The organism is Saccharothrix sp. (assembly GCF_031180885.1).
Taxonomy (GTDB): Bacteria; Actinomycetota; Actinomycetes; order Mycobacteriales; family Pseudonocardiaceae; genus Actinosynnema.
In genome coordinates, this window is sequence record NZ_JAPSLK010000024.1 from 92,075 (window position 1) to 106,676 (window position 14,602).

General features: G+C 70.5%; 17 protein-coding genes. 7 read left to right on the forward strand and 10 right to left on the reverse strand.

Annotation, left to right across the window (positions count from 1 at the left end; genetic code table 11):
* Positions 1-63 precede the first annotated feature (63 nt).
* Both RIN75_RS25250 and RIN75_RS25255 read left to right on the forward strand, forming a co-directional pair.
* Positions 64-591, forward strand: a complete 528-nt coding sequence (locus tag RIN75_RS25250) for a TetR/AcrR family transcriptional regulator (protein ID WP_309114493.1) — start codon at positions 64-66, stop codon at positions 589-591.
* Entirely contained in the window at positions 588-1,817 is a 1,230-nt protein-coding gene (locus RIN75_RS25255) for a cytochrome P450 (protein WP_309114494.1), read from the forward strand. Before RIN75_RS25250 ends, RIN75_RS25255 begins: the two co-directional genes overlap by 4 nt.
* On the opposite strand, the gene RIN75_RS25260 is transcribed toward RIN75_RS25255, so the two are convergent.
* Positions 1,804-2,940, reverse strand: a complete 1,137-nt coding sequence (locus RIN75_RS25260) for a spermidine/putrescine ABC transporter substrate-binding protein (RefSeq protein WP_309114495.1) — start codon at positions 2,938-2,940, stop codon at positions 1,804-1,806. The two genes, RIN75_RS25255 and RIN75_RS25260, sit on opposite strands and share 14 nt — an antisense overlap.
* Positions 2,933-4,084 carry an ABC transporter ATP-binding protein gene (locus RIN75_RS25265; protein ID WP_309114496.1) on the reverse strand — a complete coding sequence of 384 codons (1,152 nt, stop codon included), beginning with the start codon at positions 4,082-4,084 and terminating at the stop codon, positions 2,933-2,935. The genes RIN75_RS25260 and RIN75_RS25265 overlap by 8 nt, the downstream gene beginning before the upstream one ends.
* A gap of 133 nt (positions 4,085-4,217) precedes the next feature.
* Here RIN75_RS25265 and RIN75_RS25270 point away from each other — a divergent pair, with 133 nt between their 5' ends.
* Positions 4,218-4,475 carry a DUF2631 domain-containing protein gene (locus tag RIN75_RS25270; RefSeq protein WP_309114497.1) on the forward strand — a complete coding sequence of 86 codons (258 nt, stop codon included), beginning with the start codon at positions 4,218-4,220 and terminating at the stop codon, positions 4,473-4,475.
* A complete protein-coding gene (locus RIN75_RS25275) occupies positions 4,463-5,173 on the forward strand; it encodes a protein phosphatase 2C domain-containing protein (protein WP_309114498.1) in 711 nt (236 codons plus the stop codon). The genes RIN75_RS25270 and RIN75_RS25275 overlap by 13 nt, the downstream gene beginning before the upstream one ends.
* 186 nt (positions 5,174-5,359) lie before the next feature.
* On the opposite strand, the gene rlmN is transcribed toward RIN75_RS25275, so the two are convergent.
* Entirely contained in the window at positions 5,360-6,466 is a 1,107-nt protein-coding gene (gene rlmN, locus RIN75_RS25280) for a 23S rRNA (adenine(2503)-C(2))-methyltransferase RlmN (protein WP_309114499.1), read from the reverse strand.
* Positions 6,467-6,573: 107 nt separating this feature from the next.
* Between rlmN and RIN75_RS25285 the strand changes: the two genes are divergently transcribed.
* A complete protein-coding gene (locus RIN75_RS25285; RefSeq protein WP_309114500.1) occupies positions 6,574-7,197 on the forward strand; it encodes a PadR family transcriptional regulator in 624 nt (207 codons plus the stop codon).
* 1 nt (position 7,198) lies between these two features.
* Here RIN75_RS25285 and RIN75_RS25290 read toward each other — a convergent pair whose 3' ends face one another.
* Together RIN75_RS25290 and RIN75_RS25295 are read right to left on the reverse strand one after the other, a co-directional pair.
* The gene (locus RIN75_RS25290; RefSeq protein WP_309114501.1) at positions 7,199-8,176 is read right to left on the reverse strand and encodes an aldo/keto reductase; all 978 of its coding nucleotides are present in this window, start codon (positions 8,174-8,176) and stop codon (positions 7,199-7,201) included.
* 24 nt (positions 8,177-8,200) lie between these two features.
* Complete coding sequence (locus RIN75_RS25295) at positions 8,201-8,947, reverse strand: class I SAM-dependent methyltransferase (protein WP_309114502.1); 747 nt, start codon at positions 8,945-8,947, stop codon at positions 8,201-8,203.
* Between the two features lie 56 nt (positions 8,948-9,003).
* Between RIN75_RS25295 and RIN75_RS25300 the strand changes: the two genes are divergently transcribed.
* Entirely contained in the window at positions 9,004-9,819 is an 816-nt protein-coding gene (locus tag RIN75_RS25300) for a VOC family protein (RefSeq protein ID WP_309114503.1), read from the forward strand.
* A 101-nt stretch (positions 9,820-9,920) separates the two neighbouring features.
* Positions 9,921-10,688 carry a VOC family protein gene (locus RIN75_RS25305; RefSeq protein ID WP_309114504.1) on the forward strand — a complete coding sequence of 256 codons (768 nt, stop codon included), beginning with the start codon at positions 9,921-9,923 and terminating at the stop codon, positions 10,686-10,688.
* Between the two features lie 69 nt (positions 10,689-10,757).
* Here the strand turns inward: RIN75_RS25305 and RIN75_RS25310 are convergent, their stop codons facing one another.
* The 5 genes from RIN75_RS25310 to rpsB form a co-directional block, all read right to left on the reverse strand.
* Positions 10,758-11,609 (reverse strand): phosphatidate cytidylyltransferase, encoded by an 852-nt coding sequence (locus tag RIN75_RS25310; RefSeq protein ID WP_309114505.1) that lies wholly within the window; start codon positions 11,607-11,609, stop codon positions 10,758-10,760.
* A gap of 200 nt (positions 11,610-11,809) precedes the next feature.
* On the reverse strand, positions 11,810-12,367 hold the full coding sequence (frr, locus tag RIN75_RS25315) for a ribosome recycling factor (RefSeq protein WP_309114506.1): 558 nt from the start codon (positions 12,365-12,367) through the stop codon (positions 11,810-11,812).
* Positions 12,368-12,412: 45 nt separating this feature from the next.
* Positions 12,413-13,123 (reverse strand): UMP kinase, encoded by a 711-nt coding sequence (gene pyrH / locus RIN75_RS25320; RefSeq protein WP_246030263.1) that lies wholly within the window; start codon positions 13,121-13,123, stop codon positions 12,413-12,415.
* A gap of 127 nt (positions 13,124-13,250) precedes the next feature.
* On the reverse strand, positions 13,251-14,066 hold the full coding sequence (tsf, locus tag RIN75_RS25325; protein WP_309114507.1) for a translation elongation factor Ts: 816 nt from the start codon (positions 14,064-14,066) through the stop codon (positions 13,251-13,253).
* Positions 14,067-14,162: 96 nt separating this feature from the next.
* The coding region (gene rpsB / locus RIN75_RS25330; RefSeq protein ID WP_309114508.1) for a 30S ribosomal protein S2 at positions 14,163-14,602 on the reverse strand (440 nt) is incomplete at its 5' end.

The window sequence follows — 14,602 nt, forward strand, 5'->3', positions numbered from 1 at the left end:
CCCGACCTCCAAAACGCGTGAACAACCCAGTTCGGCTGCGAACGTTCGTGTACTGTTGTGAACATGAGTGTTCACCTCGTCGACATCGCCACCCGGGTCCTGCTGGCCGACCCGTCCGCCTCGCTGGGCGACGTCGCCAAGGCCGCCGGCATCGGGCGCACCACGCTGCACAAGCGCTACCCCACCCGCCAGGACCTGGTCGTGGCGCTCGCGGACAGCGCGCTGGACGTCGTCGACGAGGCGGTCGCCGACGTGGACCTCACCCGGCCCACCCGCGAGGTGCTCGACGACCTCGTCGCCAAACTGGTCCCGCTCGGCCCGCGCCTGGAGTTCCTGCTGCGCTTCCCCGGCCTCGAACAGGACCCGCGCGTCGCGGAGCGGCTCGACCGGATGGACCAGCCCTTCCTCGCCTTCGTGGCGACCGGCCAGCAGCAGGGGCAGCTTCGCGCCGACCTGCCCGCCTGGTGGGTCCTGCACACGTTCTACGGGGTGATCTTCACCGCCTGGGAGGCCATCGCGGCGGGCCGGCTCGCCCCGCTGGACGCGCCACGTCTGGTGCTGACCACGTTCCTGGAGGGGGTTCGACCATGACCACGTTCACCGAACTGCGGTACGTCGCCGAAGCGAGCGCGACACGCCTCTTAGGCCGCACGTTCAGCCTCATCGGCAAGCTGGACACCACAACCGACCCGTACCCGCTGTACGAGCGGATGCGCGCCAAGGGACCGCTCTACAAGGAGCGCACCGGCCAGTGGGTCACCACCTCGCACGCGCTCGCCAACAGCGTCCTGCGCGACCGCCGCTTCGGCGTCCGGAAGACCGACGGCGAACTACCCGGCATGTCACCGGCCGCCCGCGACGCCACCGGCACGTTCTACGACTCGTTCCTGGAGCAGGACCCGCCGGACCACACGCGCCTGCGCCGCCTGGCCGCGCCCGCGTTCAGCCCGCGCCGCATCGACGGCTACCGCGCCCGGGTCGAAGAACTCGTCGACCAACTCCTCACCCGACGGGACTTCGACCTCATCGCGGACTTCGCCGCGCCGCTCCCGATCGCCGTGATCAGCACCCTCCTCGGCATCCCCGACGAGGACACCGCCGAGTTCGCCGAGCACGGCAAGGTCGTCGGCGCAACCCTCGACGGACCGACGTCGTTGGCGCAGGTCAGGGCCTTGCGGAAGACCACGGCCGACCTCGACGCGTTGTTCACCCGCCTGATCGAACGCCGCCGGCACGACCCGGGCGAGGACGTGATCAGCGACCTCGTCCAGGCCGAGGGCGACGGCAAGATCAACACCCACGAACTCGTCGCCACCTGCGGACTCCTGCTCATCGCGGGCTTCGAGACCACGGTCAACCTCATCGGCAACGGCACCGCCGCCCTGTTGCGCCACCCCGACCAGTTCGCCCTGCTGCGCGCCGACCCGGACCTCGCGCCGGCCGTGGTGGAAGAGGTCCTGCGCTTCGACCCGCCGGTGCAGCTGACCGCCCGCGTCGCGCACGAGGACGTCGACCTGGCCGGTCACCGGGTCCGCCGGGACGAGGAGGTCTACGTGGTCATCGCCGCCGCCAACCGCGACCCGGAGGTCTACCCGGGCCCGGACCGCTTCGACCTCGCCCGCGAGCGGAAGCCCGAGCACCTGGCGTTCTCCAGCGGCATCCACTACTGCCTCGGCGCGACCTTGGCCCGCATGGAGGGCGAGGTCGTGTTCCGCGCCCTGGCCCGCCTGCCGCGCCTGCGCCAGGCGGGCACCGCCTCCTACCGCGCGTCCACGGTGATCAGGGGTTTCGCGTCGTTCCCGGTCAGCCGGTCTTGACCTTCGTCCACGCGTCCGCGTAGCGGGCCTCGACCTCGGCGCCCAGGTCCTTGGTGAACGGCAGCTTCGCCAACTGCTCGTCGGACGGGTACACCAGCGGGTCGTCCAACAGTTCCTTCTCGATCAGCGGCTTGGCGGCGGCGTTCGGGCTGCCGTAGCGGATGGCGTTCGCCAGGGCCGCGCCCACCTCCGGACCCAGGACGTAGTCGATGAACCGGTGCGCGTTGGCGGCGTGCGGCGCGTCCTCGGGTATGCACAGCAGGTCCACATAGGACAGACCACCCTCGGCCGGGATCGCGTACGCGATGTCCGGGTTGGTCTCCCGGGCCTGGAACGCGTCACCGGAGTAGGCCTGCGCCAGCGGCACCTGGCCGCCGGTCAGCGGTTCGATGACGTCGGAGGTGATCTGGCCGATCTTCTTCTTCAGCTCCAGCAGCACCTTGACCGCCTCGTCGAGGTGCTTGGGGTCGGTGGTGTTCGGGTCGTGGCCGGCCTTGAGCAGGCCCAGGGCGAGACCGTCGCGGGCCTCGTCCAGGATCGTGCTGCGGCCCTGCGCGGCGGCCAGGTCGTAGGCGGTGAACCCGGACACGTCCCCGAGCTGGGATTTCGCGTACGCCAGGCCCGTCGTGCCCCACGCCCACGGCACCGAGTAGGCGTTGCCGGGGTCGTAGTCGGCCTCGGTGAACCGCTTCTCCAGGTTCTTGAGGTTGGGCAGCAGGTCGTGGTCCAGCGGCGAGAGCAGGCCCGCGCGCAGGAACCGGCGCAGGAAGTTGTCGCTGGGCACGACGAGGTCGTAGCCCGCCGCGCCGGAGGCGATCTTGGCTTCCATCTCGTCGTTGGTGCTGAAGTTGTCGTAGGTGACGTCGATGCCGGTCGCGGACTTGAAGCCGGACAACGTGTCGGACGCGATGTAGTCGGTCCAGTTGTAGAAGTTGAGCTTCGCCTCCTCCTTGGCGTTGACCGCCTTGGCCTTGGAGGTGGTGGGTTGCGAGGTGGACGGCGCTTCGCCGACACCACACGCCCCGGTCGCGGCGAGCGCGAAGAACGCGGTGGAGCGCAGCATCGTGCGGCGGCTCACCCCGGCGTCCCACAGGCGGGCGATCCGGAGGTCTCGATCAGTCATCGGCGCTCTCCAACAGCACGGTGAAGTCGGGGTCCCAGCCCATCCGGACGGGCTGGCCGGGCGCGCCCGCGTCGTCGATGCGGCGGGTGTTCTGCACGAACGCGACGAGTTCGCCGCCACCGGGCACGTCCACCACGTACTGGGTCGACACACCGGTGTACACGACGTCGCGGACGGTGCCGGCGACCACGCACCAGCCCGTCGGCGGTTCGGCGGCGTCGTCGTAGAGGTGGACCTTCTCCGGTCGCACGATCGCGGCGACCCGCTGCCCGTGGCGGACCTCGCCGTCCAGGCGCGCCCGCAGCCGGGTGGTGCCCGCCGCGTCCAGCTCGACCCAGCGACCGTCCACACCGGACACCTTGGCGTCGAGGATGTTGGACGTGCCGATGAACCCGGCCACGAACCGGGTCGCGGGCCGCTCGTAGACGTCCTCGGGGTAGCCGACCTGCTCCACCCGGCCCGCGTTCATCACGGCCACGCGGTGCGACAGAACCAGCGCTTCCTCCTGGTCATGGGTGACGTAGAGGAACGTCGTGCCCACTTCGCGCTGGATGCGCATCAGCTCCATCTGGAGTTCCTTGCGCAGCACGGCGTCCAGCGCGCCAAGGGGTTCGTCCAGCAGGAGCAGCCGGGGTCCGGCGGCCAGCGCGCGGGCGATCGCCACCCGTTGCTGCTGCCCGCCGGACAGCTGGGCCGGGCGGCGCTTGGCGTACTGGCTCAACCGGACCAGTTCCAGGTGTTCGCCGACGGTCTTCTTCAGCGCGTCGCCGCGGACGCCCTTGCGCTTCACGCCGTAGGCCACGTTGTCCCACACCGACATGTGCGGGAAGAGGGCGTAGGACTGGAAGACGGTGTTGACGTCCCGGCGGTAGGGCGGCACGCCGACCATGTCGACGCCGTCCAGCTCGAGGCGGCCCGCGTCGGGGTGCTCGAACCCGGCGATCATGCGCAGCAACGTCGTCTTGCCGCACCCGGAGGGGCCGAGGACGGAGAAGAACTCGCCTTCGTGGACCCGCAGCGAGAGGTCGTCCACGGCGGTCTGGTCGGCGAACCGCTTGGTGACCCCGTACAGGCCGACTTCGACGGGTGCGAACGTGTCCGGCGCGGGCTGTTCGGCCGGGTGGAAGCCGGGCTGGTCGGTCACCTCGTCACCTTCCGCACAGCGCGTGACGTTAGCGGCCGGGGGCAGTGCCGCGCACCTCACGTCTCGACCGTGCTCGTGATGTGCGACGATGACGCCGTACGTGAACTTGATCGGGCAGGAAGGTCGTGCGGCTGTGTCTTCGTCCTCTGAACTGGACAAGCGTCCGGCGGTCGACACCCACGACGAGCCGTCGGCCGAGTGGGGTTGGCACGGCACCTTCCCCAAGGGCATCCGCATCGCCGGCTGGCTGTCCGTGCTGGCGACGTTCTCGCTGCTCATCGGCAACCACCACGGTCGCACCGAGGACATCTGGGTGATCGCCTTCGGTGCCGGCATGGCGCTCCTGCTCATCTGGGAGCAGGTCCGCAGCCGCACCTCGTGGCGCCGCTGACGGCGTTGTACACCGCCGCGGCGGGCACCGACACGGGCCGCCGCTACCACGCCAACTTCGACGTGGCCCACCTGTCCACCGAGCCCCTGGTGGCGATCGTCGCCGACGGCATGGGCGACGGCCCGGGCAGCGCCATGGCCGGCCGGACCGCGGTGGACCTGGTCGTTTCCCACATCCAGTCCTCGGGCGTACCCGGCATCCGCCCAGCCCTGTCGGAGGCCCACCGAGCGGTCGCCGACTTCGGCCGCACGTCCGGCACCCTGGCCGGCTGCACCCTGACCGCCCTGGTGGAGTCCCCAGACGGCCTGTGGCTGGCCCAACTCGGCGACTCCCGGGCGTACCGCCTGCGCTCAGGCCTGCTGGAGCTGCTGACCGTCGACCACACGATGGCGTGGCTGGGCGCAGTCCACGGCTGGTGGCCCCACGACTCGCCCCAAGCCCACGCGGCCGGCTACCAACTGACCCGCTACGTGGGCCACTCGTCCCACCCGGACCCGGATCTGCTCCACATCCGGCCACAGGCGGGCGACGTCTACCTGCTGTGCACAGACGGCGTAGCCGAACAGGTCCCGTACTACCGGATCCTGGACATCCTGCGCACGTCGTCCCCGGAGCAGGCCGTACGCAGCCTCCTAGCCGACTCAGAATCCGCCGGCGGCAACGACAACGCCACCGCCATCGTGGTCAAGACGTCATAGCCGCCTGTTCGGTGTTCGGTAGTGACAGAACGCCGAACAAGCCACGCCGGATTCCGCATTCGCCGCTGTGAAGGCCGGACGCTGAGCCTGGTTGGGACGACACCGGCCGGAGCGGGTGCCGCTTCCGACGACATCGCCCTGGTCCGCTCGCCGCCCTTCGATGGCGAGAACTGCCGTCTCCGGATATCAGCCCTCGGCGGCGAGTTGGCCGCAGGCGGCCGCGATCTCCTGCCCGCGGGTGTCGCGCACGGTGCACTCCACACCCTGCTCCTTCACCCGCCGCACGAACTCCCGCTCCACCGGCTTCGGCGACGCGTCCCACTTCGACCCCGGCGTCGGGTTCAACGGGATCACGTTCACGTGCACCAACTGCCCCAGGTGCTTGCGCAGCACCTTCCCCAGCAGGTCCGCCCGCCACCCCTGGTCGTTGATGTCCCGGATCAGCGCGTACTCGATCGACACCCGCCGCCCGGTCCGATCCGCGTACCCACGCGCCGCCTCCAACACCTCGGCGACCTTCCACCGCGTGTTCACCGGCACCAACGTGTCCCGCAGCTCGTCATCCGGCGTGTGCAACGACACCGCCAACCGGACCTGGAGGTTCTCCTCCGTCAGGCGACGGATCGCCGGCACCAACCCCACCGTCGACACCGTCACCGACCGCTGCGAGATCCCCAGCCCCGAAGGCGCCGGATCACAGATCCGGTGCACCGCCTCGACGACCCGCTTGTAGTTGGCCAGCGGCTCGCCCATGCCCATGAACACGATGTTCGACAGCCGCCCCGGCCCACCCGGCAGTTCGCCGTCGCGCATGGCCGCCGCACCCCGCCGCACCTGGTCCACGATCTCCGCCGTCGACAGGTTGCGGGTCAACCCACCCTGTCCCGTGGCGCAGAACGGGCACGCCATGCCGCACCCCGCCTGCGACGAGATGCACAGCGTGGCCCGGTCCGGGTAGCGCATCAGCACCGACTCGACCAGCGTCCCGTCGTGCGCGCGCAGCAGCGTCTTGCGGGTCGCGCCGCCGTCCGCCTCGACCGCGCGCAGCTCCGTCCACAGCGGCGGCATGAGGTCGGTCACCAGGCGTTCGCGCGACGCGGCCGGGATGTCGGTCATCTCCGCCGGGTCGACGGTCAGCCGGCTGAAGTAGTGGTGGGACAGCTGAGCGGCCCGGAAGGGCTTCTCACCCAGCGCCGCCACGGCCTCTTTCCGCTGGTCGGCGGTGAGGTCGGCGAGGTGGCGCGGCGGCAGGCCGCGCTTGGGCGCGTCGAACACGAGGGGAAGGGCAGTCATAGCACCTCCCAGTGTCCCACGACCGCACGCCAACACCGACCGTTGCATCGCGACAGGTTCCGATATATCGTTGATGTGTCAGAACCGATCGATGAAGGAGCAACGACATGCGTATGCACCCCCACCACCCAGGACACCGGTTCCACGAACGCCACCAGCGGGACCACGGCTTCGGCGACCCGCGGCGCGGTTTCGGCGGCGGTTTCGGGTTCGGCGGACCGCCGATCCCACCCGGTCCGCCCGACTTCTTCCGGCGCGGCGGACGCGGCCGGCAGCGCAAGGGCAACGTGCGCGCGGCGGTGTTGAGCCTGCTGGCCGAACGGCCCATGCACGGCTACGAGATGATCCAGGAGATCGGGCAGCGCACCGACGGCCTGTGGCGGCCCAGCCCGGGCTCGGTCTACCCGACCCTCCAGCTGCTGGCCGACGAGGGCCTGGTCACGTCGACCGAGGAGGCGGGCGGCAAGAAGCTGTTCTCGCTCACCGAGGCGGGCCGCGCCGAAGCGGCCAAGCTCGGGGACACCCCGCCGTGGCAGCAGGTGACCGACGACCAGGACGCGGGCGCGGCCAAGCTGCGCACCGCCGCGCGGCACTTGGGCGCGGCGATGCACCAGATGGCCCACGCGGGCACGCGTGAGCAGCAGTCCCGCGCCGTCGAGGTCCTCAACGAGGCACGGCGCAAGCTGTACGCGATCCTCGGCGAACTCGACGTCGAGGAAGACGAGGAGTGACCTACCAGCGGTCGTGCACCACCGGCCGCACCAGCTCGTCGTACACGGCGCGGACCTCGTCCTGCACGGTCAGCGGGGCGAGGTCCGCCGCCGCCGAGTTCGCCCGCGCCTGCTCGGGGTTGCGGGCGCCCGGGATCACCACGGTCACGCCCGGCTGGTCGATGATCCAGCGCAGCGCGAACTGCGCGAGGGTCGCACCGGCCGGCACCAGGGGGCGCAGCCGTTCCACGGCCTCCAGCCCCACCTCGAACGGCACGCCGGAGAACGTCTCGCCGACGTCGAACGCCTCGCCGTGCCGGTTGTAGTTGCGGTGGTCGTCCTCACCGAAGCGCGTGTCGCGCGTGTACTTGCCCGACAGCAGCCCGGACGCCAGCGGCACGCGGGCGATGATCGCCACCCCAGCCTCTTCAGCAGCCGGCAGGACCCGCTCCAACGGCTTGAGCCGGAACGCGTTGAGGATGATCTGCACGCTGGCCACACCCGGCCGGGCGATGGCGGTCAGCGCCTCGTCCACCGTCTCCACGGACACGCCGTACGCGGCGATCCGCTTCGCCTCGACCATCTCGTCGAGCGCGTCGAACACCGCGTCGGTGGAGTACACCGGGGTCGGCGGGCAGTGCAGCTGGACCAGGTCGAGCGTGTCCACGCCCAGGTTGGCGCGGGACCGGTCGTTCCAGGCCAGGAAGTTCTCGCGGGTGTAGTTCTCCGGCACCTGCTCCACCCGGCGGCCCATCTTGGTCGCCACGGTGATGCCCGCGTCCCCGCGTTCGCGCAGGAAGCGGCCGACGAGCGTCTCGCTGCGCCCGTCGCCGTAGACATCGGCGGTGTCGAAGAAGTTCACGCCCGTGTCGGCGGCGGCGTGGAGCACCGCCAGCGCGTCCTTCTCGTCCACCTGGCCCCAGTCGGCGCCGAGCTGCCAGCACCCGAGGCCCACCACGCCGACCTGACGTCCCAACCTGACCGCGTTCCGGTTCTCCACGCCCGCAATCCTATGTGCACGTTCTCACGGGAGCACGAGCCCGGCCGGTTTCCGTCGGGTGTGGACCCGGTAGCCCACCTCGAACGACAGCCCCGGGGTCTGCGTGATCGCGCGGGCGGCGATCTTCGCGGAGAACTCGATGCGCAGCACGGCCTCCAGGTCCTCGCGCTTCTCGAACCGCCACAACGCCCGCACCCGGCGCAGCCCGAAGCCCTGCGCGGCGAAGAACTCCTCGACGTCGGCGGGGTTGTAGCGGGGTTCGTCGGCGCACAGCCACGGCCCGTACGGCTCGGCCGTGCCGTCCAGGTCGACGATCGCGAGCGTGCCGCCCGGCCGCAGCACCCGGTCCGCTTCGCGCAGGCCGGGTTCGCAGCCCGGTCCGAAGAAGTACGCGGTGCGAGCGTGCACAAGGTCCGCGCTCGCGTCGGGCAGCGGCAACCGTTGCGCGGGACCGGCCACGACGGAGGCGTTGGGGACGTCCGCGACGCGCTTGGCGGCCCGTTCGACCAGCGGCGGGTGCGGTTCGACGCCGATCACCGACCGCGCGCGTCTTGCGAACGCGATCAGGTGGAATCCGTCGCCGCACCCCACGTCCACCACGTCCCCGCCGGTCCAGTCGCAGGCCTCGCGCAACGCCTGCCAGATGGCGCCGTCCACGTCCTGTGCGCGGTTCTCCACCTCGTACACGTCGGGCCAGTGCCAGATGTTCGGGCTGGGCAGGACCGTGGCCGGGCGGACGGCGGCCAACGCGGCGCGGACGAATCCCTTCACGGGACGACTGTAGAGCCGTAGCGTGATCATCCCGACGCCCATGCAGGAGGTAGCCGGTGTCGATCGTCCCCAACTCCCCCGCCCTGGCCGAACTGCACCACGGCGCGCCCTGCTGGGTGGAGCTGCCCGTGGTCGACGAGCAGGCCGCCATCGACTTCTACACCGGGCTGTTCGGGTGGACCTACGCCGACGTGCACGGCCGCACGATCGCCGTGGTGGACGGGCTGCCGGTGGCGGAGTTGGTGCCGGCAGACGGCGGGTTCGGGTGGACGCTGTACCTCAACAGCCCGCACGCCCGTGCCACGGCGGAGAAGGTGCACGCGCTGGGCGGGCACGTCCTGCGGGAGCCGGACGAGGTGTCCACGCTGGTCGCCGACCCGACCGGCGGGGTGGTGGGGTTCCGGCACGTGCCGCCGGACTGGCTGTTCGGCACCGACGGGCACGGCGCGTACGCGTGGGCGGAGCTGAACACGTGGGACGGCGCGGTGGCGGACGAGTTCTTCCGCGAGCTGTGCGGCTTCGAGATCACCCAGATCGGTGACGGTCACGCGGTGGACTACACGATCTGGGGCGTCGAGGGGCACACCGTGCTGGGGCGGCAGCGGATGGGTCGCGCGTTCCCGTCCGACACGCCCGCGCACTGGATGGTGTACTTCACCGCCGCGCCCGAGATCGGCACCGACTCGGTCGCCAACAGGGTGCTTGAGCTGGGCGGACGAATCACCGTGGAGCCCTACGACACCCCGTACGGGCGGGTGACCGTGGTCGCGGACCACACCGGTTCGGTGTTCTCGGTGATCGACCCGTCCCGGGCGGTGCCGCTGTCCGAGCAGGAGATCGGCGCACCGGTCGACGACCCGTTCGACGACTGATCCGCCGGCGCTCCCGACCGCGCACGCCCGGGATTGTCGTACCCCTCCCGTACCGTCCGATGCGATCCACACCACATCCGCATCGACTCGAGGAGAGGGCGATGTCCACCCCCGGAACCCCGGCCTGGATCGAGGCGCCCACCGGCGACCCGGCCCAGACCCGAGACTTCTACACGGGCCTGTTCGGCTGGACCTACACCGACGCCTACGAGGGCTACACGGTCGCGATGAGCGACGGCGAGCCCGTCGCCGGCTTCTACCCGCCGTCCGACGAGCCCACACCGCCGGGCTGGCTGTTCTACCTGCACACGGCCGACCTCGCACGCACGTCGGAGCGGCTGGCGGAGCTGGGCGCGAAGACGGTTATGGGTCCCTTGGAGATCCCGGGGACGGGCCACGTGCAGCTGGTGCACGACCCGGCGGGCGCGGTCGTGGGGTTCTGGCAGGCCACATCGGACACAGCCCTGGCCACCGGCCGTCCCGGCGCGCTCGCGTGGCAGGAGGTCAACACACGGGACGCCGCCGCGACAGACGCGTTCTACGGCGCGATCTTCGGCTACCAGGAGCGGCAGCTCGGCGACGGCGAGGCGTTCGACTACAAGGTCTGGTCGCTGGGTGACGAGGAGGTGGCGGGCCGCCTGCGCATGGGTGAGGAGTTCCCGCCCGACCTGCCGCCGCACTGGATGCTCTACTTCGCCGTCACACCCGAGGTCGGCACGGACAAGGCGGCCGAGCGGGTGACCGAACTCGGCGGCGCGGTCGGCGTCGAGCCGTTCGACTCGGCCTACGGCCGGATCGCCGTGGTCCGCGACCCGTACGGCTCGACGTTCTCCCTGGTCGACATGTCGCGAACAACACCCGACGCCTGAGCGTTGCGCCACCGGCGGAACGGCCCCGTTCGAGGGGTCGGAGCCGTTCAGCCGGCGCGGTGCTCAGTCTCAGGCAGGCACGAAGGCGCTGAGCAGCAGCCAGGACACGACGGCGGACGGCAGGAGCGAGTCCATGCGGTCCATGAGGCCGCCGTGGCCCGGCAGCAGCGTGCCCATGTCCTTCAGGCCCAGGTCGCGCTTGATCAGCGACTCCACCAGGTCGCCGGTCGTCGCGGTCACGACCAGCGCGGCGCCGAACAGCGCGCCGTGCCACCACTGTCCGTCCAGCATGAGGCTCACGGTGAGCGCGCCGCCGACCACGCCCGCCACCATCGACCCCGCGAAGCCCTCCCAGGACTTCTTCGGGCTGATGGTCGGGGCCATGGGGTGCTTGCCGAAGAACACGCCGGCCGCGTAGCCGCCGGTGTCGGACAGCACCACGCCGATCAGGAAGCACAGGACCCGGAAGACCCCGTCCTCGGGGACCACCAGCATGACCGCGAAGGAGGCGAAGACCGCCACGTACACGACCGTGAACACGGACGCGGTGACGTCCCGCAGGTAGCCGTCCGCGCCGTCCTTGAGCCGCCACAGCAGGCACACCAGGACGGTGACGACGAACGCCGTCAGCACGCCGTCGCGCCCGAACGGCCAGGCCAGCCACACCACGGCCTGGGCGCCCACGAGCACGGGCACCAGCGCGACCCGGATGTCCGCGGCGCGCTTCAACGCGCCCGCCAGCTCGTAGACGGACACGGCGACGGCGATGGCCACCACACCGATGAACAACTGCCGCACCGTGAACAGCGCGAACAGGATGACCGCGCCCAGACCCACGCCGACGGCGATGGCCGCGCGCAGGTCCCGACCCGCCCGTGACGGGCTCTTCGGGGCCGCGCCCTGGTCACCGCCGCCTGACACCTGTGCTCCTATCACGACCGGCTACCCGGCCGGGCAAACCCGATCCGGCCGGTGTTCCGGCCGGTCCCTACACCGCGAGGCCGCCGTCGGCTTGTCGCGTCGCCTTTCCCGACGATCACGCTTTCGATCGGCGGGAAACGCGGCGCGATGAGCCGACCCTCAGGGCGGCCGAGCCGCGCGACGGAGTCGCGCCATCCAGCTCAGACCTCGAGGAGTTCGGCTTCCTTGTGCTTCACCAGCTCGTCGACCTGGGCGACGTACCGGTGGGTGACGTTCTCCAGCTCCTTCTCGGCCCGGACGCCCTCGTCCTCGCCGACCTCGCCGTCCTTGACCAGGCGGTCCAGCTCTTCCTTGGCCTTGCGGCGGATGTTGCGGATGGAGACCTTGGCGTCCTCGCCCTTGCCCTTGGCCACCTTCACCATCTCGCGGCGGCGCTCCTCGGACAGCTGCGGGATCACCACGCGGATGACCGAGCCGTCGTTGCTGGGGTTGACGCCCAGGTCGGAGTCGCGGATTGCCTTCTCCACCGAGTTGAGCTGGCTGGTGTCGTACGGCTTGATGACCGCCATCCGCGCCTCCGGGATGGCGACGCTGGCCAGCTGGTTCAGCGGGGTCGGCGAACCGTAGTACTCGACGACGATGCGGGAGAACATGGCGGGTGTAGCGCGGCCGGTGCGCACGGACGCGAGGTCTTCCTTCGCCACGGACACCGCTTTTTCCATCTTCTCCTCGGCGTCGAGGAGGGTCTCGTCGATCACGGCTACTCCCTTGGTGTGCGCAGTTCGGCTCGAATCCCAGCAGGTCTAGAAGGACGGGCGACCACCGGGGGTGCTCACCAGTGTCCCGATCTTCTCACCACGCACGGCACGCGCGATGTTCCCCTCGGTGAGCAGGTTGAACACCATGATCGGCATGTTGTTGTCCATGCACAGGCTGAACGCGGTGGCGTCGGCGACGTTGAGGCCGCGCTCCAGCACCTCGCGGTGGGTGATGTGGTCGAACATCAGCGCGTCCGGGTCGGTCTTGGGGTCGGCGGTGTAGATGCCGTCCACCGCCTTGGCCATCAGCACGACCTCGCACCCGATCTCCAGCGCCCGCTGCGCGGCGGTCGTGTCGGTGGAGAAGTACGGCATGCCGGCGCCGCCGCCGAAGATGACCACGCGGCCCTTCTCCAGGTGGCGCATGGCGCGGCGGGGGATGTAGGACTCGGCGACCTGGCCCATGGTGATGGCGGTCTGCACGCGGGTCTCGATGCCGTGCTCGCGCTCCAGGAAGTCCTGCAGCGCCAGGCAGTTCATGACCGTGCCGAGCATGCCCATGTAGTCGGCGCGGCTGCGGTCCATGCCGCGCTGCTGGAGTTCCGCGCCCCGGAAGAAGTTGCCGCCACCGATGACGACGGCGACCTGGACACCTGTTCGGACGACCGCGGCGATCTGGCGGGACACGGTCTGGACGACGTCGGGATCGACACCCACGCCGCCACCGCCGAACATCTCGCCACCGAGCTTGAGCATGACCCGGCGGTAACCACCGGACTCGGCGTTGTCTGCCCCTGGGTGGGCTACCTCTGCGCTCACAGGTCCTCCTCTGGACACGGCAAGGGCGGGGTTGCATCCTCGCGCAACCCCGCCCTCACGCGAATCAGGCCTCGCCGACCTCGAACCGGGCGAAGCGGGTGACGGCGATCCCGGCCTCGTCCAGCACGGCCTTGACGGTCTTCTTGGACTCGGTCACGGAGGCCTGCTCCAGCAGCACGACGTCCTTGAAGAAGCCGTTCACGCGACCCTCGACGATCTTGGGCAGCGCCGCTTCCGGCTTGCCCTCCTCGCGCGAGGTCTCCTCGGCGATGCGGCGCTCGTTGGCGACGACGTCGGCCGGCACCTCGTCGCGGGTGAGGTAGCGCGGGCGCATCGCGGCGATCTGCATGGCGGCGCCGCGGGCGGCCTCCTCGCTGTCGCCGGTGTACTCGACCACGACGCCCACGGCGGGCGGCAGGTCGGCGGCACGGCGGTGCAGGTAGGTGGTCACGGTGCCGTCGAAGACGGCGACCTTGGCCAGCTCCAGCTTCTCGCCGATCTTGGCGGACAGCTCCTGGACGGCCGCGTCGACGGTCTGACCGTCGAGGTCGGTCGCCTTGAGCACCTCGACGTCCGCCGGACGGGAGGCCTTGGCGACGGCGACGATCCGGGACGCCAGGTCCTGGAAGTCGGAGTTCTTGGCGACGAAGTCCGTCTCGCAGCGCAGCTCGATCATCACGCCGTCCTCGGCGGCCACCAGGCCGTTGGAGGTCGTGCGCGCGGCGCGCTTGTCGACGTCCTTCGCACCCTTGATGCGCAGGATCTCGACCGCCTTGTCGAAGTCGCCGTCAGCCTCGTCCAGCGCCTTCTTGCAGTCCATCATGCCTGCGGCGGTCAGCTCGCGCAGGCGCTTCACGTCAGCGGCGGTGTAGTTCGCCATCGTGCGGTTTTCCGTTCCTTCTGCGGGATACGCGCGGGGATAGTGCCCGATGCGCGCCGCGCCCGCGAGTCGAGAGCGGGCGCGGCGTGCGACGGATCAGGACTGGACGGTCTCGGAACCCTCGGCGGGCTTGTCCGCCTCGGCGCCGACGAGCAGCTCCTGCTCCCACTCGGCCAGCGGCTCGTCGGTGGCGACACCCGGCTCGGGCTTGTCGGCGCCGTCGGCGGCGGCGGTGCGGGCACCGGAGCGCGCCATGAGGCCGGCGGCGGCGGCCTCGGCGACGACCTTGGTCAGCAGCGCGGCGGACCGGATGGCGTCGTCGTTGCCCGGGATCGGGTAGTCGACCTCGTCCGGGTCGCAGTTGGTGTCGAGGATCGCGACGATCGGGATGTTCAGCTTGCGCGCCTCACCGACCGCGATGTGCTCCTTCTTGGTGTCCACGATCCACACGGCGCTGGGCACCTTGGACATGTCGCGGATACCGCCGAGCGTGCGCTCCAGCTTGTCCTTCTCGCGGTTCATCATCAGGATTTCCT

What these genes read in the sequence shown, in the direction of transcription:
- RIN75_RS25285 (WP_309114500.1), top strand. Translation starts at nt 6,574, where the DNA reads ATGCGTATGCACCCCCACCACCCAGGACACCGGTTCCACGAACGCCAC.
- RIN75_RS25260 (WP_309114495.1), bottom strand. Translation starts at nt 2,940, where the DNA reads ATGACTGATCGAGACCTCCGGATCGCCCGCCTGTGGGACGCCGGGGTG.
- pyrH (WP_246030263.1), bottom strand. Translation starts at nt 13,123, where the DNA reads ATGCTCAAGCTCGGTGGCGAGATGTTCGGCGGTGGCGGCGTGGGTGTC.
- RIN75_RS25305 (WP_309114504.1), top strand. Translation starts at nt 9,921, where the DNA reads ATGTCCACCCCCGGAACCCCGGCCTGGATCGAGGCGCCCACCGGCGAC.
- RIN75_RS25255 (WP_309114494.1), top strand. Translation starts at nt 588, where the DNA reads ATGACCACGTTCACCGAACTGCGGTACGTCGCCGAAGCGAGCGCGACA.
- RIN75_RS25250 (WP_309114493.1), top strand. Translation starts at nt 64, where the DNA reads ATGAGTGTTCACCTCGTCGACATCGCCACCCGGGTCCTGCTGGCCGAC.
- rlmN (WP_309114499.1), bottom strand. Translation starts at nt 6,466, where the DNA reads ATGACTGCCCTTCCCCTCGTGTTCGACGCGCCCAAGCGCGGCCTGCCG.
- tsf (WP_309114507.1), bottom strand. Translation starts at nt 14,066, where the DNA reads ATGGCGAACTACACCGCCGCTGACGTGAAGCGCCTGCGCGAGCTGACC.